Origin of the sequence: Lentilactobacillus curieae, assembly GCF_000785105.2 — a bacterium.
In the GTDB taxonomy this organism is placed as follows: domain Bacteria; phylum Bacillota; class Bacilli; order Lactobacillales; family Lactobacillaceae; genus Lentilactobacillus; species Lentilactobacillus curieae.
Genome location: NZ_CP018906.1, coordinates 1283108 through 1307086 on the forward strand (window position 1 = coordinate 1283108; position 23979 = coordinate 1307086).

Consider the following 23979-nt stretch of genomic DNA (forward strand, 5'->3'; position numbering starts at 1 on the left):
TTTGCCAGGGGCTAATCTTCCTCTGGGAGGATGTAGCCGCCATATCTCTTAAAATCAACGTCATTAAGCTCTACTTTGATCATTGTACCGTTGGCATCATAGTCGGTAGAGATGACGTTAGTATTGTCATTTAAATATGAAATGATGTCGCCTTTGTCAAACGGAATCATCAATGTGACTGTGTGGTAATTATCAAAAATCTTTTCCTTAATAATTGAAACCAATTGTTGAAGTGATGATTCATCTAGGGCTGACATTATTAGGTTATCGCCTTCGCGACTTGGGAAGGTGACTTCTAACTTGTCTGCCTTGTTAAACGCGATGATGGTTGGAATACCGGTGACGCCAACGTCATTTAACGTATCTTCAGTTGTTTTCATCATCAAATCGCGATTTTCGTCTGAATAATCAACCACTTGAATTAGTAAGTCAGCGTTAGCAGCTTCAGCCAAAGTTGATTTAAATGCTTCAACCAGTTGGTGAGGCAGTTGGCTAACAAATCCAACGGTATCACTTAGTAAGAACGTTTTTGAATCTGGTAAAGTCAGCTTTCTAACTGAGGTATCCAAGGTTGCAAATAACATGTTCTTAACCATTACTTGTTTGTCGACATTTTCACCGAACAAGTTGATCAATCCGTTCATAACGGTAGACTTTCCAGCGTTGGTATATCCAACTAAGGCAACTGTTGGTAGGTTACTCTTATCACGCTGCTTGCGTTTAACATCAGAGGCTTTACCTAGCTCCTTAAGTTCGTGACGAACGTGTGAAATTCGGTCTTGTAAGGTCCGTCGATTTAATTCCAATTGTGATTCACCAGAACCACGGTTGGTAAATCCTCCGCCACCACCGGAACCTGTTTGCTGGTCAAGACGTTGACTAGCTGAGGTATGCAATCTAGGCATTTGGTATTGCAATTTAGCGAGCTCAACTTGGAGTTTAGCTTCACGGGATTGTGCTCGGTTGGCAAAGATTTCTAAAATCAACCCGGTTCGGTCGATGATTTTAGCATTGGTTTGCTTTTCAATATTCCGAATTTGACTTGGTGATAGTTCGTCGTTAGCAACCACTGTGTTAGCACCAGTGTCTTGAACCACTGTGGCAAGTTCTTCAATCTTTCCTTTACCAAAGTAGGTTGATGCGTCTGGACGATCTAACTTTTGAATCAATGTTTCGGTCACAGTCATGTTATTTGCTGTGGCTAAATTATTTAATTCTTCTATTGAATAGTTAAAATTTTTAGACCCGCGATTTAGGCCAATTGTAATTACGGGAGTTTTTTCTTCGAGTTCTGTCATTGACTGCCTCCTGATTTGATGTGTCTTAGTATAGCACACAAGTGTTTAATTTTTGTAGACAAATTGTTTTTTTCATCACTTTGTAACATAAACATTTCTGAGATTAAATAAAATCTAATTATTAGCACTGTAATATCAGCGTTTATGAATGATTTGCAAGGCTGATTAGCGATTACATTAAAATGAAATGTTGATTTTAATCTAATTTTAATTTAAAATTAAGAACATTATACAAGTAGAGGGTGAAAGTGAATGAAGTTGAAGAGTGGTATTAAGATTGCCGGTTTAGCTCTATTGTCTGGACTGGTACTTGCAGGGTGTGGGAAACAATCCTCATCTGAATCAAGCAAGAAAGAAATTAGCTGGATGCAGATCAACAGTTTGACAACAATGGATCCTTCAAAGGCGACTGACCAAATTTCTGGCCAGACGCAAAATGGAACTAATGAAGGTTTGCTAAGAATGTCGACTGACAACAAGGTTATTCCGGGAGTAGCCAAGAATTACACCATCTCTAAAGATGGAAAAACTTGGACGTTTAACTTACGGAAATCTAAGTGGAACGACGGTAGTGCTGTTACAGCCCAGGACTTTGTCTATGCTTGGCGGCGAACGTTAAATCCCAAGACTGCCTCACAATACGCATACATATTTGACCATATTAAAAATGCTAACGAGGTCAACACTGGCAAAAAGCCGTTGAGTGCGTTGGGAGTTAAGGCCGAAGGTAAATATAAGCTGGTAGTTACTTTAGCTAAACCCCAAAGCTACTTCAAGTATTTGGTTGCCCAGTCTTACTTCATGCCCCAAAAGGCGAGCTACGTTAAGAAATTTGGTGCCAAGTACGGGACAACAGCTAATGATTTGGCATACAACGGTCCTTTCGTTTTGAAAGGCTGGAATGGGACCAATGATACTTGGACCTTAGTTAAGAACAAGAATTACTGGAATGCTAAGGCAGTTAAGTTGAACAAAATTAATTTCCAAACAGTTAAGGATCCTTCGACAGGATTGAATCAGTACCAAAGTGGCAAACTTGACGTGGTTACGTTAAGTGGCCAACAGGTTAAGAACTACAAGAATAATAAGGAATTTGCTTCACGGAAGGTCGCTTCGACTTGGTATCTTGAAATGAACCAACGCAAGATTCCATTCTTTAAGAATAAGAATATACGTAAGGCAATTTCATTAGCAATTGACCGTGATCAATTGGCAAACAAGGTGCTAGCCGACGGTTCAGTTGCTGCCAAAGGGTTTGTAGCAACTGACATGTCACTTCACGATGGCAAAGATTTTGCAGACGCATCATACGTTAAGGGTGCAGTTAGTCAAAATCTCGCCCAAGCTAAGAAGTACTGGGCAAAGGGAATGAAAGAAGAGGGCAAAAAATCAGTTTCATTCACATTAATGGGTGATGATACAGACCAAGCCAAGAAGACAAATGAGTTTGTTCAAAGCCAATTGTCAAAACTGCCTGGGTTTAAGGTAACTAACCAGAACTTGCCATACAAGACGAGATTACAACGCTCTGCTGATGGTCAATTCCAGATGGTACTTTCAGGGTGGACTGGTGACTTCCCAGATCCAATTACATTCTTATCATTGATGACATCTCACAACACTTATAACAATGGTCGTTGGGGCAATAAACAATATGATAAGTTGATTGCGAATGCTGAAGGTAAAGACGCTAACAATACTGATAAACGCTGGGACGATATGGTTCAAGCTGAAAAAATATTGGTAAATGATGAAGGGGTCGTTCCACTTTATCAACAAGTTACGCCACAGCTGGTTAAATCAAACATCAAAGGAATTCAATTCTTCCCAACAGCACCAATTTGGGACTGGAGTAAAGTAACGATCAAATAGAACAAATAAGGACCGGCGATATCCAAAAGATGGATATTTTGTCGGTCCTTATTCATATTTATAAGGCTAAATAGTTGACAATCATTAGAAAAAATGAGAATGACTCTTGCTTGATGAAATGAAACTATTTTGGATGATGAAATTCCACTAATAAACCTTGATATAATTTATTTTTCAGTCGGTTCAGGGCTTGAACCGGTTTCAGTAAAACGCATTAACTGTTACTACTATGATGCGTGGTGGCGTTTATGAGTGTTTGTTAAGTAAAAATGATAATGAAAAACAAAATAAAAATGTGCCTTTAGCATTGATTTTAATTTAATTTTAATCTAAAATATATCTATTCTGAATACAGAAAATAAGAGGGGTGCTTATTATGAAATTAAGCTCAGTTGCAAAATTGGGTGGAGTTGCTGTCTTCGCTGCTTTAATCTTAGCAGGTTGTGGTAGTAATTCTTCTCAAGGTGGCAGTTCAAAGACTTTGAACTGGACCGAAAGTGCTAACTTACCAACTATGGATTTGTCAAAGGCTACTGATATTGTGTCAGGTCGGATGACAAACTCTACTGGTGAAGGTTTATTACGTTTAGCTGCCAACAACAAAGTTGTTCCTGGTGTTGCTAAGAGCTACAAGGTTTCTAAGGATGGAAAGACTTGGACTTTCAACCTTCGTAAATCAAATTGGAGTAATGGTAAGCCAGTTACTGCTAAAGACTTCGTCTACTCATGGCAACGGACAGTTAATCCAAAGACTGCATCACAATATGCATACATATTTGGCAACATTGTGAATGCTAACAATGTCAACACTGGCAAACTACCACTTTCTAAGTTAGGGGTAGAAGCTAAGGGAGACTACAAGCTAGTCGTTCACTTGATCAAGCCACAAAGTTTCTTCAAGTACATGGTTGCTCAAACTTACTACTTCCCAGAAAATAAAGCCGCTGTTCAAAAGAACGGTTCTAAGTACGGTACTACAAGTAAAGCACTTGTATACAACGGACCATTCAAGATGACTAACTGGAACGGTACTAACGATTCATGGAAGTTAGTTAAGAATAACCAGTACTGGAACAAGAACAAAGTTAAGTTAGATGCGGTTAACGTTCAAGTTATCAAGGATCCATCAACTGCCTTGAACAGTTACCAAAGCAACAAGATTGATTTCACCACCCTTAACGGTACTCAAGTTAAGCAATACAAGAATAACAAGGAATACCACGTTAACAAGGAAGCTTCAACATTCTATCTAGAAATGAACCGTAAGAAGGATCCGATCTTCAAGAATGCTAATATCCGTAAGGCCTTGTCATACGCAATCGACCGTAAGCAAATGGCTGACAAAGTGTTAGCTGATGGTTCAACTGCTCCTAAGGGCTACGTTCCAGCAAACATGTCTAAGCACAATGGTAAGGACTTTGCTGATGCTGCATACTCAAAGAACGGTGTTTCATACAACTTAGCTCAAGCTAAGAAGTACTGGGCAAAAGGTTTGAAGGAAACTGGTAAGAAGTCAGTTACCTGGAACTTACTTTCTGATGATACAGATGGTGCTAAGAAGTCCACAGAGTTTGTTCAAAGCCAACTCGAAAAACTTCCTGGCTTGAAGATCAATAACCAAAACTTACCATTCAAGACTCGTCTTTCACGTTCAACTGATGGTAACTTCGATTTAGTAATTACCGCTTGGATTGCTGATTACCCAGACCCAAGTAACTTCCTTGATTTGATGACTTCAACCAACTCACAAAACAATGGTAAGTTTAAGAACGCTGAATACGATAAGTTAGTCAAGGATTACGGTGGTAAGGATGCCAACAATGAAACTGCTCGTTGGAATGACATGGTGAAGGCTGAAAAGATTTTAATGGATCAAAACGCCATCATCCCACTTTATCAAACAGGTAAATCTGGTTTACTCAAGTCAAGAGTCAGTGGATTTGAATACTTCCCAACATCTCCAGAATATGGATTTGAAAATGCGTCAGTTAAGTAATTAAACACAAAGTTTACCCAATTGAGACTGGTTAATCTTCCAGTCTCTTTTGCGGTATTACGTACCTAAAAGAAATGAGAGGAATCTCGTATGGTTAAGTATCTCGGAAAAAGAATTTTTTATATTCTTGTTACTTTATTCTTGGTAACAACAATTACCTTTTTCTTGATGAAATACATGCCAGGGACACCGTTTACTAACCAAGCAAAGATGTCACCTGAACAGATTCACCAAGTTAAAGAACAATATGGACTAACTAAGCCACTCTGGTATCAATATTTGGCATATCTTGGTGGGGTTGTTCATGGTGACTTTGGAACCTCATTCCAATTTAGTGACCAACCAGTTTCATATCTGATTGGAACTAGAATTGGACCTTCTCTACAATTGGGTGCTCAAGCCATGGTTGTCGGTGTTATTGCCGGAATCATCTTGGGAGCCTTCGGTGCCGTTAAGAAGGATACTTGGGCTGATACCGCAGCAACTATCGTGGCTATCTTAGGAATTTCAATTCCTTCATTCGTTTTGGCCATCCTGTTGCAATACTACCTAGGGCTTAAATTGAAGCTCTTCCCAATCGCTGATTGGCAAGGATTTGCTTATACGGTTCTACCAACGTTAGCGTTGGCGGCCGCGCCACTGGCTGAGTCGGCCAGGTTTATGCGAACCGAAATGGTTGACGTGCTTAATTCGGACTATATTGAGCTGGCAAAGGCCAAGGGACTCAATAAGTTCGGGATTATTTACCACCACGCCTTGCGGAACAGTTTGATTCCGCTGGTTACCATCGTGGGTCCACTAGCCGTTAACATTATGACTGGTTCAATGGTTGTTGAAAACATCTTCTCAATTCCCGGAATTGGTGAGCAATTCGTTAAGTCAGTTTTGACTAACGATTACCCAACCATCATGGGATTGACGATTATGTACAGTTTCATGTTGTGTGTTGTGTTGTTGATCACTGATATCATGTACGGAATCATTGATCCACGAATTAGAATTAACAAGTAGGAGGAAGAGAATAATGGCAGATAATGCTAAGAAATTATCACCAGATGATTTCAAGTTAATGTCCGACACTGGTCAGGCATTCTTGGATCGCGAAAAAATTTCAGCGCCATCATTAACTTTCTTACAAGATTCGTGGCGTAGATTGAAAAAGAACAAAGCAGCAATGGTTTCATTGATTATCCTAGTGATCATCATTATCTTGGCGTTCACTTCAAGTTTCTGGCAACCACATAATCCAAATGCAACCAATCCTAACTTGGCAAACTTGCCTCCTAAGATTCCTGGAATTGACATTAACGGATTTAACGGAACTTTGAATCAGTCGGGAACAAGAGTTGATGCTTATGCTCAAGCCGGTGCTGGTAAGGGGATTCACTACCTTATGGGTACTGATTACCTTGGTCGTGACTTGTTCTCGCGGGTACTTTACGGTACTAGAATTTCATTGATCATCGCCTTAGTTGCCAGTTTCTTCGACCTAACCATTGGGGTTCTTTACGGAATCGTTTCAGGTTGGAAGGGTGGCCGAGTTGATAACGTTATGCAACGGATTATTGAAATTATGCTTTCAATTCCATACATCGTTATCATGGTGCTTTTGATTTTGGTATTGAAACCAGGTATGAGTGCCATCATCTTGGCTATCGCCATTACCAGCTGGATCAACATGGCCCGACTGGTAAGAGCTCAAACTTTGGAACTTAAAAACCAAGAGTTTATCTTGGCAGCAAGAACTTTGGGTGAAAGCCCACTTAAGATTGCCTTTAAGCACCTTTTGCCCAACTTGAGTAGTGTTATCATCATCAACATGATGTTCACTATCCCAACCGCAATCTTTAACGAAGCGTTCCTTTCATACATTGGTATCGGAATTAGTGCTCCACAAGCCTCACTTGGTACTTTGATCAGTGATGGCCAAAAGAACTTCCAATTCTTGCCTTACCAAATGTGGTATCCAGCAATCGTGCTGTCAATTTTGATGATTGCATTTAACATCCTCGGTGATGGTTTGCGTGATGCATTCGATCCAAAGAGTAGGGAGTAGGTGATTTTGAGATGGAAAATGAAAAGAATGTGCTAGAGGTTAGAAATCTCGAAATCAACTTTAAGACGTACGCAGGTACGGTTAACGCTATTCGTGATGTTAGTTTTGATTTACGTAAGGGTGAAACCCTTGCAATTGTTGGGGAATCTGGTTCAGGTAAGTCAGTTACGACTCGTTCAATCATGGGACTACTTGCAAACAATGCGGTGGTTGCCAATGGTTCAATTACGTACAAGGACCAAGACCTATTAAAGAAGTCAGATAAAGAAATGGATGAACTTCGTGGTAAGGATATCGCTGAAATTTTCCAAGACCCAATGACTTCACTAGACCCAACTATGAAAATTGGTAAACAAATCGCTGAACCTTTGATGATCCATAAAGGGATGAAGAAGGAAAAGGCGTATGCTCAAGCATTGGAAATGATGAAGTTAGTTGGTATCACTGACGCTGAAAAGCGGATCAACAACTATCCTCACCAATTCTCAGGTGGTATGAGACAACGGATCGTTATTGCGATTGCGTTGGTCAACTACCCAGAAATCTTGATTGCTGATGAGCCCACCACTGCGTTGGACGTTACAATTCAAGCTCAGATTCTTGATTTGATGAAAGAACTTCAGGAAAAAATCAACACTTCAATTATTTTCATCACCCATGACCTTGGTGTGGTTGCCGGAATGGCTGACCGGGTTGCGGTTATGTATGCTGGAAAAATTGTTGAGTATGGTACCGTTGACGAAATTTTCTACAATCCTAAGCACCCCTATACTTGGGGATTGTTGAACTCAATGCCAACCCTTGATACTGAAGGTTCAGAATTACCATCAATTCCAGGAACACCGCCTGATTTGTTGGATCCACCGGCAGGGGATGCGTTTGCTCCAAGAAATCCGTACGCCTTAAAGGTAGATACGGAACAAGAACCACCTTTCTTTAAAGTTTCAGACACTCACTATGCTGCAACTTGGTTATTGGACGAACGGGCACCAAAAGTGACCCCTCCAGATCCAATTATTCAACGTCAAAAGCACTTTGCTGAGTTGGTCGAAAAAGAGAAGAGCCGTAGTTTAGGCGCACACGTTAATGAACAGGAGGAACAACTTTAATGGATTATTCAAAAGCCAGAAAAATACTGGAAGTTAGCCATTTGAAGCAATACTTCAATATTGGCAAACCAAATGAAGTTCATGCGGTTGATGACATCAGTTTTGACGTGTATGAAGGTGAAACCTTTGGGTTAGTTGGTGAATCAGGATCAGGTAAGACGACTACTGGTCGGGCTATCATCCATTTGTACGAACCAACTGAAGGTGAAATTACGTTTGATGGTCAAGATGTGTCTAAGTTAAATACGAAGGAAAAGCGTCAGCACTTCCGCCGTGAAATGCAGATGATTTTCCAAGATCCATACGCTTCATTGAACCCAAGAATGAAGGTTAAGGATATCGTTGCTGAAGGAATTGATATCAACCACCTTGCTACTAGTAAGGAAGACCGTTCAAAACAAGTTGAAGACTTATTGGAAACTGTTGGGTTGAACAAAGACCATTCAAGCCGTTACCCACATGAATTTTCAGGTGGTCAACGTCAACGTATCGGGATTGCCCGTGCATTGGCTGTGCAACCACAATTTATTATCGCTGATGAACCAATTTCAGCACTTGATGTTTCGATTCAAGCCCAGGTCGTTAACTTGCTCAAAAAGTTGCAACGGGAAAAGAATTTGACATACTTATTCATTGCCCATGATTTATCAATGGTTAAGTACATCAGTGACCGAATTGGGGTTATGCATTATGGAAGAATGCTAGAAATTGCGTCATCTGACGAAATTTATGCTCACCCATTGCATGACTACACTGCCAGCCTACTATCAGCTGTGCCTGTCCCAGATCCTGATTACGAGCGTACTCGGGTTCAAAAGGACTATGATGCCAGCCAAGAGTTTGATGGTAAGGAAAGAAAACTTGTAGAAATCGTGCCACATCATTGGGTACGAGCAAGTGAAGATGAAATTCCTATGTACAAGGAACGGGCAATGGCCGCTCCGAAGACTAACAACAATTAAGAGAAAGCCGCGAATGAAAGTTCGCGGCTTTTTTTGTGTGCAATATTTATGAGGTTAGGGTTCAATTCACCTTTTTTGCACTCCCAATGGAACGTGGTGCGCACGACTTCGAACCTTTTAAAAACCAAAAAGTTTCAAAGATCGACGTTGTCGTAAGTCATACTGACTAACGACAATTTCACCACTGATTGGGGTGCATTTAGGGTGAATTGAAGGGCAACAAATTGTGTAAAAAAAGGACCACAAGATTATTCTTGTGATCCTTGATTGTTGTTGATAATGTGGGCACTGTATGCAGAACGACCTCCAACCTCAGACTTTTCTCTTAGCTACAAATTTGGCCTTGCGCACTTCGTTTGCTCAATTCAAAATTTTAAGCTAATGCTCAAAGTCTCCCGAGGTTGTCGGCACTCTACACAGAACGGCCTCCCTAAGCAATCATCTCCGCCTAATAAAAAAGTGAGACCGCGCACTTCGTTTGCTCGCTCCCACTTTTTAAATTAGTGCTCAATGATTCCCGCTTGCAGTCGGCACTCTACCTAGAACGGATTCACCCAGCAGTTCACTCGCCTAAGTACAAATTTTTGTCCGCGCACTTCGTTTGCTCACCCAAAAATTTGCAACTTAGTGCTCGTGAACTACCGCTGGGTTCAGCACTCTTCGTAAATCGGCTTCGCTAAACATTCATCTCCCTTAACGTTAAATCTCAACCGCGCACTACGTTTACTCGCTTTCGATTTTTCCGTTAATGGTCGATGAATCCCGTTTAGCTCAGCACTCTTTCCCTAATCCACCTTATTAAAATATTCCACCTGATAGTTTTTACCATCCCAGTTCACCTTGGTCACACTACCATTCTTCGTTGACACATCAACCGGAATGTCGCTCCAATGGCTCACTAGGTTTCTAATCAATGTTCCGTGGGTTGCCACCAAAATCTGGTCGCCATCCTTCGCGTTGGCAATCATCTTTTCAACGCCAGGAACAAATCTCTTCCAGAAATCCTTACCTGACTCAGCGTCACCGTATGGATCGGCAGCAGCAATCTTATCCTCTGCAGCTTCAATTCCATAACGACCAATCATTTCGTGAAATGAATTGTCCCCTGTTGGACCACCAATTGTATGCCAAGTCTTAACGTCATCTTCACCTTCGAAGTAACCGAAGTTAAGTTCACGCAGCTCTTCTAATTCAGTTGGTACATCGATAGCAACTGGATTTTCAGCCAGCATTAACTTAGCAGTTTGAACAGCACGACGAGCGTCACTTGAGTAAGCAGCGGCAAACTTAATGTCGCTAAGACGCTTTCCGGCGTCTTTGGCATCGTTGATTCCCTTTTCTGTGAGGGGAGAGTCAGCGTAACCTTGAATTCTGTGGTATTTGTTTAAAAATGTTTGTCCATGGCGAACAAAGTACAGTGAGATTGTCATCTTAAATCCTCCAATGTATACATTTGTTTGGAAACACTATTATTTTACCATATCTACCCGAGTTCTGTGGCGTATACCAATTTGAAATTAAAATTTTCAATATATTAAAAAAGACCGCGATATCATCGCATTTCTTTGAATTTTCTGCCTAACTATGCTAAACTATTTAGTCAAGTTGTTAGGGGGTAAGAACATGGCAGACAACATTAAAACGCAAGAGCAGCACCATCTCGACCACGTTACCAAAGAGATAAAAGCCGCTGAAAAAGACTTCTCTAGTAAAGTAAAATCTACTAAGAGAGATATTAAGGGAATCAACGACAATTTTAGTAACGACGTGCGAATCAAGACCGATACATATAGCGGTATGATGGAAACTGCAATGTCGATTAGACAGCAACAGCAAATGCTTGCTGAACGTGAAAACCGACAGGAATACGCAGCCAAGCAATTGGCAACATTGACAAAGTTGGAGAAGAATCCATACTTTGCCAGAATTGACTTCAAAGAAAATGGTGAGGCTAAGCCCGAGACCATTTATATTGGTATGGCGTCATTCACCGATCGGCCAGATCATTATCTCATTTATGACTGGCGAGCTCCAATTTCAAGTATTTACTACAATGGTGGAATCGGTGACGTTACTTATGACACGCCTGATGGCGAACAAACCGTCAACGTTAAGTTGAAGCGGCAGTTCCAAATTGAAGGTGGCAAGATCAAGACTGTCTTTGATACTGAAGAGGTGGTCGGTGATCAAATGTTGCTAGATGCCTTAGGTGGCCATTCAGACACCAAGATGAAGAGCATCGTTACCACGATTCAAAAGGAACAAAATAAGATTATTCGGGATACGAGTTCTGATTTACTATTCGTTCAGGGAGCTGCCGGTTCAGGGAAAACCGCAGCTGTCCTTCAACGAGTGGCTTATTTGCTATACCAGTACTCTGGTAAGTTGCATTCAGGCCAAATTATCTTGTTCTCTCCTAACCAATTATTCAACGACTACATTAACCAAGTTTTGCCAGAACTTGGTGAACAAAACATGGTTCAAATGACGTTCTACCAATACAGTTCGCACCGTTTACCAAGTGTTGAAGTAGAAACTCTATCTCAAAGATTTGATGAACAGTTTATGGGTAATGCTCGTAAAATCAATGATATCAAGGGAAGCCTTGATTTCTTTAGAGCCGTTACGGCATATGCTAATCATTTGAATAAAGAAGATATGCGTTTCAAGAACCTAATGTTCCAAGGCAAGGTTCTGATTCCTAAGGAAAAAATCGAAGAAATCTATTACAGTTTCAATGAAAACTACAACTTGAGAAATCGGTTGTCGGCAACTAAGGAATCTTTGCTCAAGATTTTAAACCGGAAAGTCCATACAGAAATGAAGAAGGACTGGGTTGAAGAGGCAGTTCAAAACCTAACTAAGGAAGACATTCAGCGGATGCACGCTGACGCTGAAGAGGAAATTGAGAACGCGGATAAAGAGTTTAAGTTCTTGGCTCGTCAAATCGTTATCAAGTCATTCAGAAAGGTTCAACGGCAAATCAACCGGAACCACTTCCTAAGTATTAACAACCAGTTCGTCCACATGATGCGGAGCATTCCGCAAATCATCGATTTAAAGGCCTATGACCTCACTGAAGATGATTGGCAACAAGTTGTTCAACACACAATTGATCGACTCAAGGAAGGCAAGCTATCAATCGATGACGCCAGTGCATATCTCTACCTGTATGACCTAATGACAGGTAAACGTGGTGAGCGAGAAATTCGTTACTTGTTTATTGATGAAGTTCAGGATTACTCAGCATTCCAGCTAGCCTTCTTGAAGTTTAACTTCCCACGAGCAAGATTTACGTTGCTTGGAGATTTAAACCAGGCAATCTTTACTCACGAAAACAGCCACAAGTTGCTTAATGAGCTTGGCGGCATGTTTGATAAGGAAAAGACCAAGGTCGTCCAATTGACCAAGTCATACCGTTCAACTGCCCAGATTACTGACTTCACCAAAGAAATTCTGGATAATGGTGAAGCGATTGAGGCATTTAACCGTGATGGTGAACTGCCAGTGGTCTCAATTCAAAAAGATGAGCAACGAGCAATTGAATTTTTAAAGGAACAAGCTAACACCAACGTTGAAGAACACGAAACTACAGCCATCATTGGCAAGACGCTTGAAGAATGTGAGCAACTATTCGAGGACTTGAAAGCTGCTGGGGTTCGGACAACGTTTATTAGAACTGAAAATCAACGGTTGGTGAATGGCATAATCATCGTGCCGTCATTCTTAGCCAAGGGGCTTGAGTTCGACAGCATCATCATGTGGGATGCCTCGAAGAAGAACTACGCAGATGAAGATGACCGTCAGTTGGTATATACGATTTGTACTCGGGCAATGCACAGACTGACAATTATTTCAGTTGGGGAACTTTCGCCGTTGTTTGATAAAGTTGATAAGTCACTTTATCAAATTGAAGAGTGAGGCGATTCCAGTGATTAGGTATGATCAACTATCTGATAATTGTGAACTAGTCGATATCACCGACCCAAGTGATGAAGAGAAACAACACTTAAAGGCTTCATACAGTGTGACTGATGAAATGCTGGGTTACGCCTACGATATCGATGAACGAGCCCGGATGGAATACGATGACGACGTCAATTTGATGACAATCATCTACGATACGGTTATGGACAGTAGTGACCGGAACCCTGAGTTAGACCCAACGGCTCCTGTCATGTTCCTGTTTAACCGTTCTAAATTGTTAGTTTTCACTTCGAGCAACACACATTTTGTTGCTGAAAAGATTAAAGCAATGAAGCGAATTAGGCAGGACGATGAGCCCCTGGATATCGTTTTAAAGTCGATGTATATGCTGTCGAATAGTTACTTTAATGTGATTCACAAAATTGATACCTCTCGACAACGGTTGCAAAAGAGTTTACAAACTAAGGTCAACAAGTCATCTGTTACCCAATTGATGGGCTTACAGACCCAGTTAGTTTACTATTTGACCTCTCTGCGTTCGAACTCAAGTTTATTATCTGATTTACAGCATTCAAAGGAAATTACGATTTCTGATCAGCAACTGGAGCAAGTTGAAGATGACATCATTGAACTTCAACAAGGACTTGAAATGGCTGATATGGCCAGTGACGTGATTGAACACGTTGCTGATGCGTATAAGAGTGTGCTGGATATTGAACTGAACGGAACGATGAAGTTACTAACGATTTATTCAATTTTGTTAGCATTGCCACAGTTGGTATTTGGCTTCTTTGGTCAAAACGTCAAGCTGCCAATGCTGCAAGACGGATGGTTGATGACGATTGGCTGGTCCGTGTTCTTGTTAGTAGTCGGCGCAATTGTGCTGAATATCCACCAACGAAAGTAATAATTATATGAAATAATAAAACGCCATGATAAATTCTAAAAAGAATTGTCATGACGTTTTTATTTACATCAGTTCCATGATCGCAAACACCAACGGAATTGTTGCAACACTTAAAATTGTTGAGGTGGTCATTAACGTAACTGCTGGGCTAGCATCACCCTTTGCCTGTAAGGTGAACAAGACGACGATCCCTGCAGCAGGACAGGCGGCCATCAATACAGTGGTATAAAGGGAAACCCCAGAAATTTGAAGTGCCTGTAAGATAAAGATAGCTGCGATTGGGAAAAACAGGTTTCTAAATATTACAGCCAACCAAAGCCGAAAATCTAGTAATTGGCGAGTGAACTTAATGTTTCCCAGACTGTTACCAATCACGATCATTGATAGTGGGGTGTTGATGGAAGTTATGTATTTGATTAATCCATCCACAGGCCCAGGGATTCTAATTGAAAACAAGAAAATTAGTAGTCCAATTGCTATGGCGATAATGTTAGGATTAAGCACCATCTCCCTGAGGTTTTGCCGAACACTGGGATGGTTCTCTTTTGATTTAAATAAAGCAACTCCGTGAGTCCAGTTAAAGAAGTTGAACATCGCCAGGTAGGCAATTGCGAAGAATACTCCTGCAGCACCAAAAAGCGCACTAGTCAGCGGCACGCCCATAAAACCAGCGTTGGAGTAAATGCTGCCGTATTGAGTAATTCGGCTGAGGTTGCGATTCTTCATTTTGCCAAAAACTAGTTTGGCAATAATAATCTCCACAACGAACATAATGGCAATTGCACCGCAAACCATCAGTAATTTATGTAGCTTAGCCGGTGAATAGTCAGCTTCAAATGCACTGATGATTAAGCAGGGTGAAACTATGTATAACAGAATATTGGTAAGGTCATTGGATGTTTCTCCGTGCATGAATCCTAGTTTGTTAATTAGAACTCCGACTAACATCAAGGCGAACACCAATCCGATTTGATTAGTCAATTGACCGATTGCCATGGGCATTCCTCCAATCATTAAGAACGTTACCAACCATTATAGTTGTTGGGATTTATTAAAGTAAAGCAAATTTGAAATTCAGGTGGAAAGACTGCTGATAAGTTGGGAACAATGTTATAATTTACGAGACTAAAACTTCGGAGATGAATTATGGCTGACCTTATAAATTACTACTCATTTAGTAAGGATGAGTGGAAAAAATTTTATTCTGACATTGAGTTGCCACTAACTGAACATGAATTGAAGCATATCAAGGCCTTTAACGACCAAATTTCACTGCAAGATGTTTCTGACATCTATAAGCCATTGGTTCATATGATTCGTCTGCAAAAGGATAACTTTTCTGAATGGCAGACTAAGAAGGCGAGATTTTTACATAAACCGGTGAGAAACGTACCGTTTATTATCGGAATATCTGGGAGTGTGGCAGTTGGTAAATCAACCACTGCCCGGGTTTTGGAAGACTTGCTGACCAATTATTTTACTGGTGAACACATTCAGTTGATTACCACGGATGGTTTTCTTTACCCAAACGCTGAACTAAAAAAACAAGGGATTCTTGACCGCAAAGGCTTTCCAGAAAGTTACGATATGAAGGCGCTGATCAACTTTTTAAACAGCGTTAAATCAGGAGTTCCGGTAATTAAAACGCCAGTTTATTCTCACCAGGTTTATGACATTGTGCCCGACCAGTTTGAGGTTATCAATCGACCAGATGTGCTGATAGTTGAGGGAATCAATACCTTGCAACTACCTCAAAATCAGCAAATTTACATTTCTGACTTTACAGACTTTTCGATCTACATGGATGCAGATCCTGACTTAATTGAAAAGTGGTATCTTGAACGATTCGGAAAGTTGATGGATACTGCATTTTTGGATCCAGATAACTACTATCATAAATACGCAATCGGCGACCGAAATCAAGCATTTGATATGGCTAAAGATGTTTGGCAACGAGTTGATATGCCGAACTTAAATGAAAACATTTTGCCAACTCGTTCGCGAGCTGATATGATTATGCACAAAACGGTCGGTCATTTAATCGATCGATTGTACCTACGAAAGTACTAATTGTTTGTGTTTTTAATTGACTGTTGACCTGGAAGCGTTTAATCAGCTATGATGGACATAGCAATTTTGAAAGGGTGGAAGACTTGGCAAACGTTGATTTATCGACTTTTGATAAGATCCTAGTATTGGACTTTGGAAGTCAGTATAACCAATTGATCACTCGGCGGATTCGTGACTTAGGCGTATATTCAGAGCTTAAATCACATAAATTGTCCGCAAAAGAGATCAAAGAAATGAACCCCAAGGGAATTATTTTCTCTGGTGGTCCGAACAGTGTGTATGAAGAAGGTGCCTTTAAGGTAGACCCAGACATTTTTAAGTTGGGGATTCCGATTTTAGGTATCTGTTATGGTATGCAGATTATGGCGTACACCCTTGAAGGTGGCGTTGAAAATGCTGAAAACAGTGAATACGGTCACGCTGACATTGAGGTTACCTCAGAAGATGCTACCTTGTTCAAGGGACTTCCTAAGAAGCAAGCTGTTTGGATGAGCCACGGTGACTTGGTAACTCGAGTTCCCGAAGGTTTTGAATCAGTTGCTACTAGCAAGGATTGCCCAATTTCTGCAATGCAGGATGTAGATCGCAAGTTCTATGGAATTCAATTCCATGCTGAAGTTCGTAACACCGAATACGGTAACGATATTCTTAAAAACTTTGCATTCGACGTTTGTCAAGCTAAGCCTAACTGGACAATGAACGACTTTATCGACCTTCAAGTTGAACATATTCGTGAAGTTGTTGGCGATAAGAAGGTTCTGCTTGGACTTTCTGGTGGGGTTGATTCCTCAGTTGTTGGGGTATTGCTCCACAAGGCAATCGGTGACCAGTTGACAAGTATCTTTGTTGACCACGGTTTGCTTAGAAAGTACGAAGCTGACCAAGTTATGGAGAGTTTGGAAGGTAAGTTCGGATTGAACATCATTAAAGTTGATGCTCAGGACCGTTTCTTATCTAAACTAGCCGGTGTATCTGACCCAGAAAAGAAACGGAAGATTATTGGTAACGAGTTCATCCAGGTATTCAATGACGAAGCCCAAAAGCTTGATGGCATTGACTTCCTAGCTCAAGGAACTCTTTACACTGACGTTATTGAATCTGGTACTGATACTGCCCAAACTATCAAGTCTCACCACAATGTTGGTGGACTTCCAGAAGACATGCACTTCCAATTGATCGAACCATTGAACTCATTGTTCAAGGACGAAGCTCGTGAAATTGGTGAAAAGTTAGGCATGCCTGAAGAATTAGTTTGGCGCCAACCATTCCCAGGACCAGGTCTTGGAATTAGAGTTATCGGGGAAGTTACCCCTGAAAAGCTAAAAATCGTTCGTGATAGTGATTTTGTCCTTCGTGATGAAATTGCCAAGGCCGGTTTGAAGCGTGATATTTGGCAATATTTTACTGTCCTTCCTGGTTTCAAATCAGTTGGGGTTATGGGTGATGGTAGAACTTACGAGTACACCATTGCCATCCGTGGAGTTAACTCAGTTGACGGAATGACCGCTGACTTTGCCCGCATTCCATGGGACGTATTGCAAAGCATTTCAGTTAGAATCGTAAACGAAGTTGAAGGCATCAACCGCGTAGTGTATGACATTACGAGCAAGCCACCTTCGACAATTGAGTGGGAATAAAAGTTTCTGCTCGGTAAAAATAAAGGAGTTCGCTTAGTAGCGAACTCCTTTTTGTGTTGAATAAATTTGAATTTAACACTCTTTTTGGCCTTTTGTAATTAGGTAAAAAAAGTTTATGCAATCAACCGCCCTCAGACGAGGTGCCAAAGTGAACCACAAATTGCTTCCTCCACGACACTAAGAAATAAATATCAGTAAGATAAAAATGTAATTAAAGCGAATTATTCTTTTTGGGGTTCAGTATAATTAACTTTTGATTAAATAGAGTTATCTTTTGGTAAAGTACACTTTACTTTATTTAAACCAAGATCTATTATGTATGTATAAAGTGAGGTGGTGCAAATGAGTAAAAAGAAATTTGATGAGGACCAAATAATCAATAAAGTGTATGAATTTCGAGTACTTAGTCATATGTCTCAAAAAGACTTGGCGGATGCCGTTGGAGTTAGTAAGCAAACTATTTTAGTTATGGAAAAGGGGCACTATTCACCGTCACTTAAGTTGGCATTTAGACTTGCCAATTATTTTAATGTTTCGATTAGTGATATTTTTAGCTATAAAGAAGGAGATGATGCTCATGAACGTTAAATCAATTTCGGATATTCCAGGTTGGATGTTTTATCCGATCAAGATGTGGGCAGTCAAAGATAACTTTAATTTCAATTTTTTAGTAGGTATGGGAATGATTTTACTAGTGTTATCTTTTATTGCAGTATGGATATTGGTAAAACGGATAGGACACCCTGACGAAAGAACTTCAGAGATATATTTAAAAGCAATGTCAAATGCATTAGTTGTCATTCTTGTTTGTGAGATAATTTTCCCCTCAACTTATCTCGTTAACCAATTTAAATTGTATAAGTACGGTTTTGCAATGATTGCGTCAGCAGTTTATTTGTTCATTAGGTATCGTAAAGAAATGAGGTAATGTTATGAAATTGAAAACATTTACGGCATTTGGCCAAGGCAGCTTAGATAGGCAAGTTAACAGATTTTTAGCTAATTCAAACCCAGAAATTATTAGTATTGATTTCTCAGTGGGCTTTGGTTATGTTGGTGCGATGGTAGTTTATAAATAATTATATGTTTTATATAGTTCAAGTGAACTGTGTGGAAGGTAGTCTGGGAATAGTTCCTAGTAAACGCAAAATCCTCGGAAATAATTTCCGAGGCTTTTTTATGAAGGTTAATTTGTTTTTAGAATAGAATTTTTTCTAAATAATTCTAATAATAAATTTTCTTGAAATTAAAACAATTAACTTCGCTTTTTCAGCATCTTCTTCCCATAGTACACCGCATAACATGCCGCGATAAATGGAATCATGTAGAACAACGCTGGCCTTTGAGTTGGGTCAAATACAATCAGAACACAGGATAGAAAACTAAGGATGAATGCTGCCCAAGGAACAACTGGATACCATGGTGTTTTGAATTTCAACTCACTAACAGAGTGGCCCGACTTCAGCCATTGTTTTCTGAAATTGATTTGAGAATATGCAATTGCCATCCAGACAATAACTACAGCCAACCCCGAAATCGACACGAGGACTAAATAGACAGTTGAAGCAGCAACAACACTTGAAATCAGGGCGAGTACACCACCAAGCATACTTAGCACCAGAGCGATCATTGGCACCCCACGGGAATTTGTTTTGGCATATTTCATTGGGATCATCCCTTCGTGAGCGAGTGACCACAACATTCTTGTTGATGCGTATAACCCAGAGTTCGCAGCCGATAAAATGGCTGTTAGGACCACAAAGTTCATAAGGTCTCCGGCAAATGGAAGCTCAATACTATTGAACACCAAAACAAATGGGCTTTGGTTAACTCCAGCCTTTTGCCAGGGAACCAGTGCCGCCATGACGGTTATGCTACCGATGAAGAAAATTATCAACCGGAGAAGGGTAGTGTGAATCGCCTTAGGAATGTTTTTCTCGGGATCTTTGGTTTCTCCAGCGGTAATCCCAATTAGTTCAGTTCCAGAAAACGCAAAGTTTACAGTCAGCATAGTTGTAAAAACACCCTTTACGCCGTTTGGAAACATCCCGTCTCTAAACAAATTATGGAAAAGTGGGGCGTGCGTGTATCCTTTGATTGGCAAAACGCCAAAGATTGCTAAGGCACCAAGAACAATGAATGCGATGATGGCGATAACTTTAATGCTTGAAAACCAAAATTCAGTTTCAGCAAAGAATCTAACTGACAAAGCGTTAGACGTAAAAATAACAATCATAAATAACAGACTCCAAATCCACGTTGGTGAGTTTGGAAACCAGGTATGCATGATCAGTCCAGCCGCAGTAAATTCTGAACCTAGGGCAACGGTCCAAGTCAGCCAATAAAGAATTGCGACAGTAAATCCTGTTCCAGGACCGATATATTTATCAGCGTACACGTGAAATGATCCGGTCTGCGGCATGGCGACTGAAAGTTCACCTAGACATAACATGACTAGGTATACGATAACAGCTCCCACTGCGTAGGCTAAAATTGTCCCAATGGGACCGGCTTCGTGAATTGTGTATCCAGAACTTAAAAAGAGTCCGGTACCAATCACCCCACCTAAAGAAATCATTAAAAGATGGCGAGATTCCATCTTGCGCTCAAGGGCGACGTGTGGCTTTTCAGTCAAAAGATTACCTCCATACGATTGCTTTTTTCTCATTTTAAGATAAAATGATTAGAATCCGATAACTAACAGAATGCACTAAAAAACCAAAAGTTACAACCTAAAATTTAGTGGAGGTAAATGATGAAAGACTTAATCAAAGAAAATTTAGCTGATAGACAGGCGATGGTGATCGATGGGGCAATGGCCACTGAACTAGAAAAGTATGGGGTAGACACTAACAGTAGTCTTTGGTCAGCAACTGCCTTAATCAATAACCCTGAGGCGATTAAAGCAGTCCATAAAAGCTACCTAGAAGCTGGTGGGGACGTGGCAACTACTGATACATATCAAGCTAACGCTGAAGGCTTTAGAAAAGCGGGGTTCACCGAGCAACAAAGTGAAGGTTTGATTACCGAAGCTGTTAAATTGGCGGTGGAAGCTAAGGATGAATTTTATCAACAACTAACTCCAGATGAAAGAAATCAACGAGTTGCCAATCCACTTGTGGCAGGCAGCGTGGGCCCTTACGGAGCCTTTTTAGCAGATGGCAGTGAGTACACTGGCGACTATCAGTTAACTAAAAAGGAGTATCAGGATTTTCATAGGAAACGCATGGAATTAATGGCTGGAGCTGGAGTGGACGTTTTTGCATTTGAAACCCAGCCTAATTTTGAAGAGAGTAAGGCATTAGCGGATTTACTCAGGGATGAATTTCCAGAATTGACCGCCTGGCTCTCTTTTAGCATCAAAGATTCTGAGCATTTATGCGATTGAACAACTTTGGCTGATGCGGTTAAATATTTTGAGGACAATTCTCAAATTAGTGCAATTGGCGTTAACTGTACTTCAATGGATAAAATTGAGGCCACAGTCAAGACGGTTGCTGCTAACACTAGTAAACCAATAATTGTGTATCCAAATAATGGGGACATTTATGATCCGAAAACCAAGACCTGGACAGCTAATCCGAATGCAGATACCTTTGCAGACCTAACGCCGAAATGGTTAGCTGCTGGGGCAAACTTAATCGGCGGTTGTTGCAGAACGACCCCTGCGGATATGAAGCAGGTTGCAGATGGGGTGTATGGATAAATGGGTTAAAGAAAAAAAGCCTTCGGAGTGCAGGCTTTTTTGTGTGCATCATTTTTTCTTCTTCCAATCCTTTTCTAACATCTTCTTGGAATAATACCAATACAATATTGAGTGGAGACCAGCGTACTGCATTTTGGTAACTTCTGTGGCTGATTTTAAATCAATACTGGTCAAAGATTTAGGTGAAAACGGTTCTTGTTTAGCTTGTTCGTTGAACATATTAACGAAGTTGTCATAACCTTCCTTTGGCGAAAATTCTCTAAGCACCCAGTGAAGGGCATACTTAATTTCATTTAAAGAAAAGTTGTTTTTTAAAAGGTCAACTACGATTGCTCCGGCAACGTCTTTTTGTTCATAGAACTTGCCAACAGGGGCGGGGAGAACATCTGCTTTGAAATAGTTATGCATCATTGTTTGAGTCAACGTATCGTCAATAATCGGTTCAACGTATTGATTGGTAATTTCAAGCAGTTGTTTCATTCGCAAACTTTCCGTTGGCAACTCGTCCCAAAGTGGTAGTCTGAGTGGAACGTGGCTTACCAGTCTGCTCACTTCCTTAATCTACTAATCGATTTGAACGGCAATCCCAATCAACCCTGAACCGGTATGAACTCCGAGAGCAGGCGAAACATCACCATTGTATATGTTTTGTTTAGGCAACTTTTCTTGCATCATGGCAGTTACTTTTTTCATCAAGGCATCATCATTTCCTTGGACAACAGCAACGCGCGCATGAGCGGCGGTTTTTGAATGCTCAACTGCTAGATCTATAAGTTTAGAGATGGCCTTAGATTCTGAGCGCGCCTTAGCGATTGGGTAGTAGATTCCATCTTCATTACAAGAAATAATTGGTTTGATTTTTAGTGCCGAACCAACTAATCCAGCAACTCGGCCAATTCGGCCACCTAGGCGGAGAAACTTAAGGGTAGGTACGTAAAAATAAACTCGACTATTCGCAACTGAGTGGTTTACCCGCTTAACTATATCCTCAAAACCGACACCTTCAAGAATCAAATCCTCAGCGTATGTTGCGATCAGGCCACTTCCGATTCCAATGTTTTTAGTATCAATCACGGAAATTTTAAGGTCAGAATACTGTTCTGCAGCTTGTTTAAATACTTGGTTAGTAACTGAAAGACCACCTGAAATTGTTACGGCAACAATCTCAGTAAAACCTCTGGATTTTAGTCGCTCAATTGATTTAATGACCAATTCAATGGTTGGACTCGCGGTTTTGGGAATTACATCTTTATCCATGAACCTATAAACCTCATTAGTATCAATGGTTTCGCGATCTAGGTACTCCTCACCATTGACTGTAACAATGAGTGGAACAATATCGACGTTTGTGTTTGCAGCGATTTCTGCGGGAATATCAAAAGCAGAATCGACTAGTAATCCAATTTTTGGTTGCATTAGAATTCTCCTTAAACCTACTTTGTTTACTAAGTAATATTGTAAACTACATTTGTCTTTGGTCAATAGTTAAGCACATAAACAAAAACGCCACCCATTAAAAATGGGAGCGTTTATTGTTAAACAGGATCAGCAGTTGCTTCCCAACCACCATCAAGGATTTGGTGGTAATGGCGACCAATTGGAATCCAAACTTTAGCTTCGAGAATTCGGTGCATCACTTCCCAGAATAGGGAGTCAGTTTTTTCTTTTTTGGAAAGGTTGATTTTTAAGGTCTTGCCTTCTTCTGTTTTTACAATCACAAATGGGTAGAAAACTTTAGTTACTTGACCCGCCGTGATATTTTTAGACATTTCTTTGTCATCTAATAGTACTGACATCAAAACACCTGCTTTCATCTTTTGATTACTAACAGAATACTCGTTAATGTTTAAGCCAACCTTAAATTATTTTCGTTTTAAAAATCTGGCAGCTCGAGGTAGCATGTTACGAATGCCACCCGCGGGGTGTTTAACATCACCTTTATATCTAGGAATTAGGTGAAAGTGGCAGTGCATAACGGTTTGCCCAGCATACTCACCAACGTTGATACCGATGTTGTAGCCATCAGGAGCATATTTGCTATCGATTAAAACTTTGCCTTGACGCACTAAGTCATCCATAGCTAACAATTCAGGCTTGTCCAACTGAAAATAGTCTTGCTTATGTTCCTTCAACACAACCAATAAGTGTCCCTTACGAACGGGATGAATATCCCAGAAGGCCACTGCTAGGTCGTTCTCAAGTACGATTGGGATACCAATTCGTTGACAGAAAATACAGTTAGCCTGTTTCATGGCACTTTACTCCAATCTTTTTCTTCTAATTATAAGATAAACTGCAAGTTACGTCTGCAGTTGCGGCCACGACCGGATTGTTTGCTTGCCAGCTATTCAGGATTGGATGCGGTTATCACCAAACTAATAATTTGTGCGAAAGTAAATATTTTCGGGGATTTGTTGTTATAATTAGTGTAATTCTAAT

At 40.5% G+C, this 23979-nt stretch carries 21 protein-coding genes and 1 pseudogene; 14 read left to right on the plus strand and 8 right to left on the minus strand.

From position 1 onward, the window contains the following. Positions 1-11 precede the first annotated feature (11 nt). Positions 12-1298, minus strand: coding sequence for a GTPase HflX (gene hflX, locus PL11_RS06100; protein WP_035168040.1), 1287 nt, complete (start codon positions 1296-1298; stop codon positions 12-14). A 252-nt stretch (positions 1299-1550) separates the two neighbouring features. Here hflX and PL11_RS06105 point away from each other — a divergent pair, with 252 nt between their 5' ends. The 6 genes from PL11_RS06105 (at position 1551) to PL11_RS06130 (ending at position 9293) form a co-directional block, all read left to right on the plus strand. After that, complete coding sequence (locus PL11_RS06105; RefSeq protein ID WP_035168042.1) at positions 1551-3170, plus strand: peptide ABC transporter substrate-binding protein; 1620 nt, start codon at positions 1551-1553, stop codon at positions 3168-3170. Positions 3171-3546: 376 nt separating this feature from the next. Continuing rightward, positions 3547-5166, plus strand: coding sequence for a peptide ABC transporter substrate-binding protein (locus PL11_RS06110; protein ID WP_035168044.1), 1620 nt, complete (start codon positions 3547-3549; stop codon positions 5164-5166). Positions 5167-5256: 90 nt separating this feature from the next. Next, positions 5257-6177 carry an oligopeptide ABC transporter permease gene (opp3b, locus tag PL11_RS06115; protein WP_035168047.1) on the plus strand — a complete coding sequence of 307 codons (921 nt, stop codon included), beginning with the start codon at positions 5257-5259 and terminating at the stop codon, positions 6175-6177. A gap of 13 nt (positions 6178-6190) precedes the next feature. Next, positions 6191-7222: an ABC transporter permease gene (locus tag PL11_RS06120; protein ID WP_035168048.1), complete on the plus strand. Its 1032-nt coding sequence runs from the start codon at positions 6191-6193 to the stop codon at positions 7220-7222. A gap of 11 nt (positions 7223-7233) precedes the next feature. Then, positions 7234-8331, plus strand: coding sequence for an ABC transporter ATP-binding protein (locus tag PL11_RS06125; RefSeq protein ID WP_035168050.1), 1098 nt, complete (start codon positions 7234-7236; stop codon positions 8329-8331). After that, a complete protein-coding gene (locus PL11_RS06130; RefSeq protein WP_035168052.1) occupies positions 8331-9293 on the plus strand; it encodes an ABC transporter ATP-binding protein in 963 nt (320 codons plus the stop codon). Before PL11_RS06125 ends, PL11_RS06130 begins: the two co-directional genes overlap by 1 nt. A gap of 785 nt (positions 9294-10078) precedes the next feature. Here the strand turns inward: PL11_RS06130 and PL11_RS06135 are convergent. Beyond that, positions 10079-10723: a histidine phosphatase family protein gene (locus PL11_RS06135; RefSeq protein WP_035168053.1), complete on the minus strand. Its 645-nt coding sequence runs from the start codon at positions 10721-10723 to the stop codon at positions 10079-10081. Between the two features lie 193 nt (positions 10724-10916). Between PL11_RS06135 and helD the strand changes: the two genes are divergently transcribed. Continuing rightward, entirely contained in the window at positions 10917-13214 is a 2298-nt protein-coding gene (helD, locus tag PL11_RS06140; protein ID WP_035168055.1) for an RNA polymerase recycling motor HelD, read from the plus strand. A gap of 10 nt (positions 13215-13224) precedes the next feature. Then, positions 13225-14127: a magnesium transporter CorA family protein gene (locus PL11_RS06145; RefSeq protein WP_035168057.1), complete on the plus strand. Its 903-nt coding sequence runs from the start codon at positions 13225-13227 to the stop codon at positions 14125-14127. 63 nt (positions 14128-14190) lie between these two features. Here PL11_RS06145 and PL11_RS06150 read toward each other — a convergent pair whose 3' ends face one another. Continuing rightward, positions 14191-15123, minus strand: coding sequence for an AEC family transporter (locus PL11_RS06150; protein ID WP_035168060.1), 933 nt, complete (start codon positions 15121-15123; stop codon positions 14191-14193). A 150-nt stretch (positions 15124-15273) separates the two neighbouring features. Between PL11_RS06150 and coaA the strand changes: the two genes are divergently transcribed. The 5 genes from coaA to PL11_RS10370 all read left to right on the plus strand — a co-directional run bounded on the left by coaA (position 15274) and on the right by PL11_RS10370 (position 18913). Then, positions 15274-16197 carry a type I pantothenate kinase gene (gene coaA / locus PL11_RS06155; protein WP_035168063.1) on the plus strand — a complete coding sequence of 308 codons (924 nt, stop codon included), beginning with the start codon at positions 15274-15276 and terminating at the stop codon, positions 16195-16197. A gap of 83 nt (positions 16198-16280) precedes the next feature. Further along, a complete protein-coding gene (gene guaA, locus PL11_RS06160; RefSeq protein ID WP_035168066.1) occupies positions 16281-17834 on the plus strand; it encodes a glutamine-hydrolyzing GMP synthase in 1554 nt (517 codons plus the stop codon). A 342-nt stretch (positions 17835-18176) separates the two neighbouring features. Next, the gene (locus PL11_RS06165; RefSeq protein WP_035168068.1) at positions 18177-18422 is read left to right on the plus strand and encodes a helix-turn-helix transcriptional regulator; all 246 of its coding nucleotides are present in this window, start codon (positions 18177-18179) and stop codon (positions 18420-18422) included. Beyond that, on the plus strand, positions 18412-18762 hold the full coding sequence (locus PL11_RS06170) for a hypothetical protein (RefSeq protein ID WP_035168070.1): 351 nt from the start codon (positions 18412-18414) through the stop codon (positions 18760-18762). The genes PL11_RS06165 and PL11_RS06170 overlap by 11 nt, the downstream gene beginning before the upstream one ends. 4 nt (positions 18763-18766) lie before the next feature. Continuing rightward, positions 18767-18913: a hypothetical protein gene (locus PL11_RS10370; RefSeq protein ID WP_191982051.1), complete on the plus strand. Its 147-nt coding sequence runs from the start codon at positions 18767-18769 to the stop codon at positions 18911-18913. Between the two features lie 176 nt (positions 18914-19089). Here PL11_RS10370 and PL11_RS06175 read toward each other — a convergent pair whose 3' ends face one another. Continuing rightward, a complete protein-coding gene (locus PL11_RS06175) occupies positions 19090-20433 on the minus strand; it encodes an amino acid permease (protein WP_418287670.1) in 1344 nt (447 codons plus the stop codon). Between the two features lie 156 nt (positions 20434-20589). Between PL11_RS06175 and mmuM the strand changes: the two are divergent. Beyond that, a pseudogene (mmuM, locus tag PL11_RS06180) lies at positions 20590-21540 on the plus strand (homocysteine S-methyltransferase). A 48-nt stretch (positions 21541-21588) separates the two neighbouring features. Here mmuM and PL11_RS06185 read toward each other — a convergent pair. From PL11_RS06185 to PL11_RS06200, 4 genes are all read right to left on the minus strand, one after another. Then, positions 21589-22092 (minus strand): DUF1836 domain-containing protein, encoded by a 504-nt coding sequence (locus PL11_RS06185; protein WP_035168074.1) that lies wholly within the window; start codon positions 22090-22092, stop codon positions 21589-21591. Between the two features lie 12 nt (positions 22093-22104). Beyond that, a complete protein-coding gene (locus PL11_RS06190) occupies positions 22105-22956 on the minus strand; it encodes a DegV family protein (protein WP_035168077.1) in 852 nt (283 codons plus the stop codon). Positions 22957-23075: 119 nt separating this feature from the next. After that, complete coding sequence (locus PL11_RS06195; RefSeq protein WP_035168079.1) at positions 23076-23336, minus strand: hypothetical protein; 261 nt, start codon at positions 23334-23336, stop codon at positions 23076-23078. Between the two features lie 66 nt (positions 23337-23402). Next, positions 23403-23792, minus strand: coding sequence for an HIT family protein (locus PL11_RS06200; protein WP_035168081.1), 390 nt, complete (start codon positions 23790-23792; stop codon positions 23403-23405). Positions 23793-23979 lie beyond the last annotated feature (187 nt).

Excerpts from the sequence above, each read along its gene's own strand:
- PL11_RS06120 (WP_035168048.1), top strand. The coding sequence starts at position 6,191 with ATGGCAGATAATGCTAAGAAATTATCACCAGATGATTTCAAGTTAATG.
- PL11_RS06105 (WP_035168042.1), top strand. The coding sequence starts at position 1,551 with ATGAAGTTGAAGAGTGGTATTAAGATTGCCGGTTTAGCTCTATTGTCT.
- PL11_RS06150 (WP_035168060.1), bottom strand. The coding sequence starts at position 15,123 with ATGGCAATCGGTCAATTGACTAATCAAATCGGATTGGTGTTCGCCTTG.
- opp3b (WP_035168047.1), top strand. The coding sequence starts at position 5,257 with ATGGTTAAGTATCTCGGAAAAAGAATTTTTTATATTCTTGTTACTTTA.
- PL11_RS06135 (WP_035168053.1), bottom strand. The coding sequence starts at position 10,723 with ATGACAATCTCACTGTACTTTGTTCGCCATGGACAAACATTTTTAAAC.
- PL11_RS06165 (WP_035168068.1), top strand. The coding sequence starts at position 18,177 with ATGAGTAAAAAGAAATTTGATGAGGACCAAATAATCAATAAAGTGTAT.
- PL11_RS06170 (WP_035168070.1), top strand. The coding sequence starts at position 18,412 with ATGAACGTTAAATCAATTTCGGATATTCCAGGTTGGATGTTTTATCCG.
- PL11_RS06195 (WP_035168079.1), bottom strand. The coding sequence starts at position 23,336 with ATGTCAGTACTATTAGATGACAAAGAAATGTCTAAAAATATCACGGCG.
- PL11_RS10370 (WP_191982051.1), top strand. The coding sequence starts at position 18,767 with ATGAAATTGAAAACATTTACGGCATTTGGCCAAGGCAGCTTAGATAGG.
- PL11_RS06200 (WP_035168081.1), bottom strand. The coding sequence starts at position 23,792 with ATGAAACAGGCTAACTGTATTTTCTGTCAACGAATTGGTATCCCAATC.
- PL11_RS06190 (WP_035168077.1), bottom strand. The coding sequence starts at position 22,956 with ATGCAACCAAAAATTGGATTACTAGTCGATTCTGCTTTTGATATTCCC.
- PL11_RS06110 (WP_035168044.1), top strand. The coding sequence starts at position 3,547 with ATGAAATTAAGCTCAGTTGCAAAATTGGGTGGAGTTGCTGTCTTCGCT.
- helD (WP_035168055.1), top strand. The coding sequence starts at position 10,917 with ATGGCAGACAACATTAAAACGCAAGAGCAGCACCATCTCGACCACGTT.
- PL11_RS06125 (WP_035168050.1), top strand. The coding sequence starts at position 7,234 with ATGGAAAATGAAAAGAATGTGCTAGAGGTTAGAAATCTCGAAATCAAC.
- coaA (WP_035168063.1), top strand. The coding sequence starts at position 15,274 with ATGGCTGACCTTATAAATTACTACTCATTTAGTAAGGATGAGTGGAAA.
- PL11_RS06130 (WP_035168052.1), top strand. The coding sequence starts at position 8,331 with ATGGATTATTCAAAAGCCAGAAAAATACTGGAAGTTAGCCATTTGAAG.
- PL11_RS06175 (WP_418287670.1), bottom strand. The coding sequence starts at position 20,433 with ATGGAATCTCGCCATCTTTTAATGATTTCTTTAGGTGGGGTGATTGGT.
- hflX (WP_035168040.1), bottom strand. The coding sequence starts at position 1,298 with ATGACAGAACTCGAAGAAAAAACTCCCGTAATTACAATTGGCCTAAAT.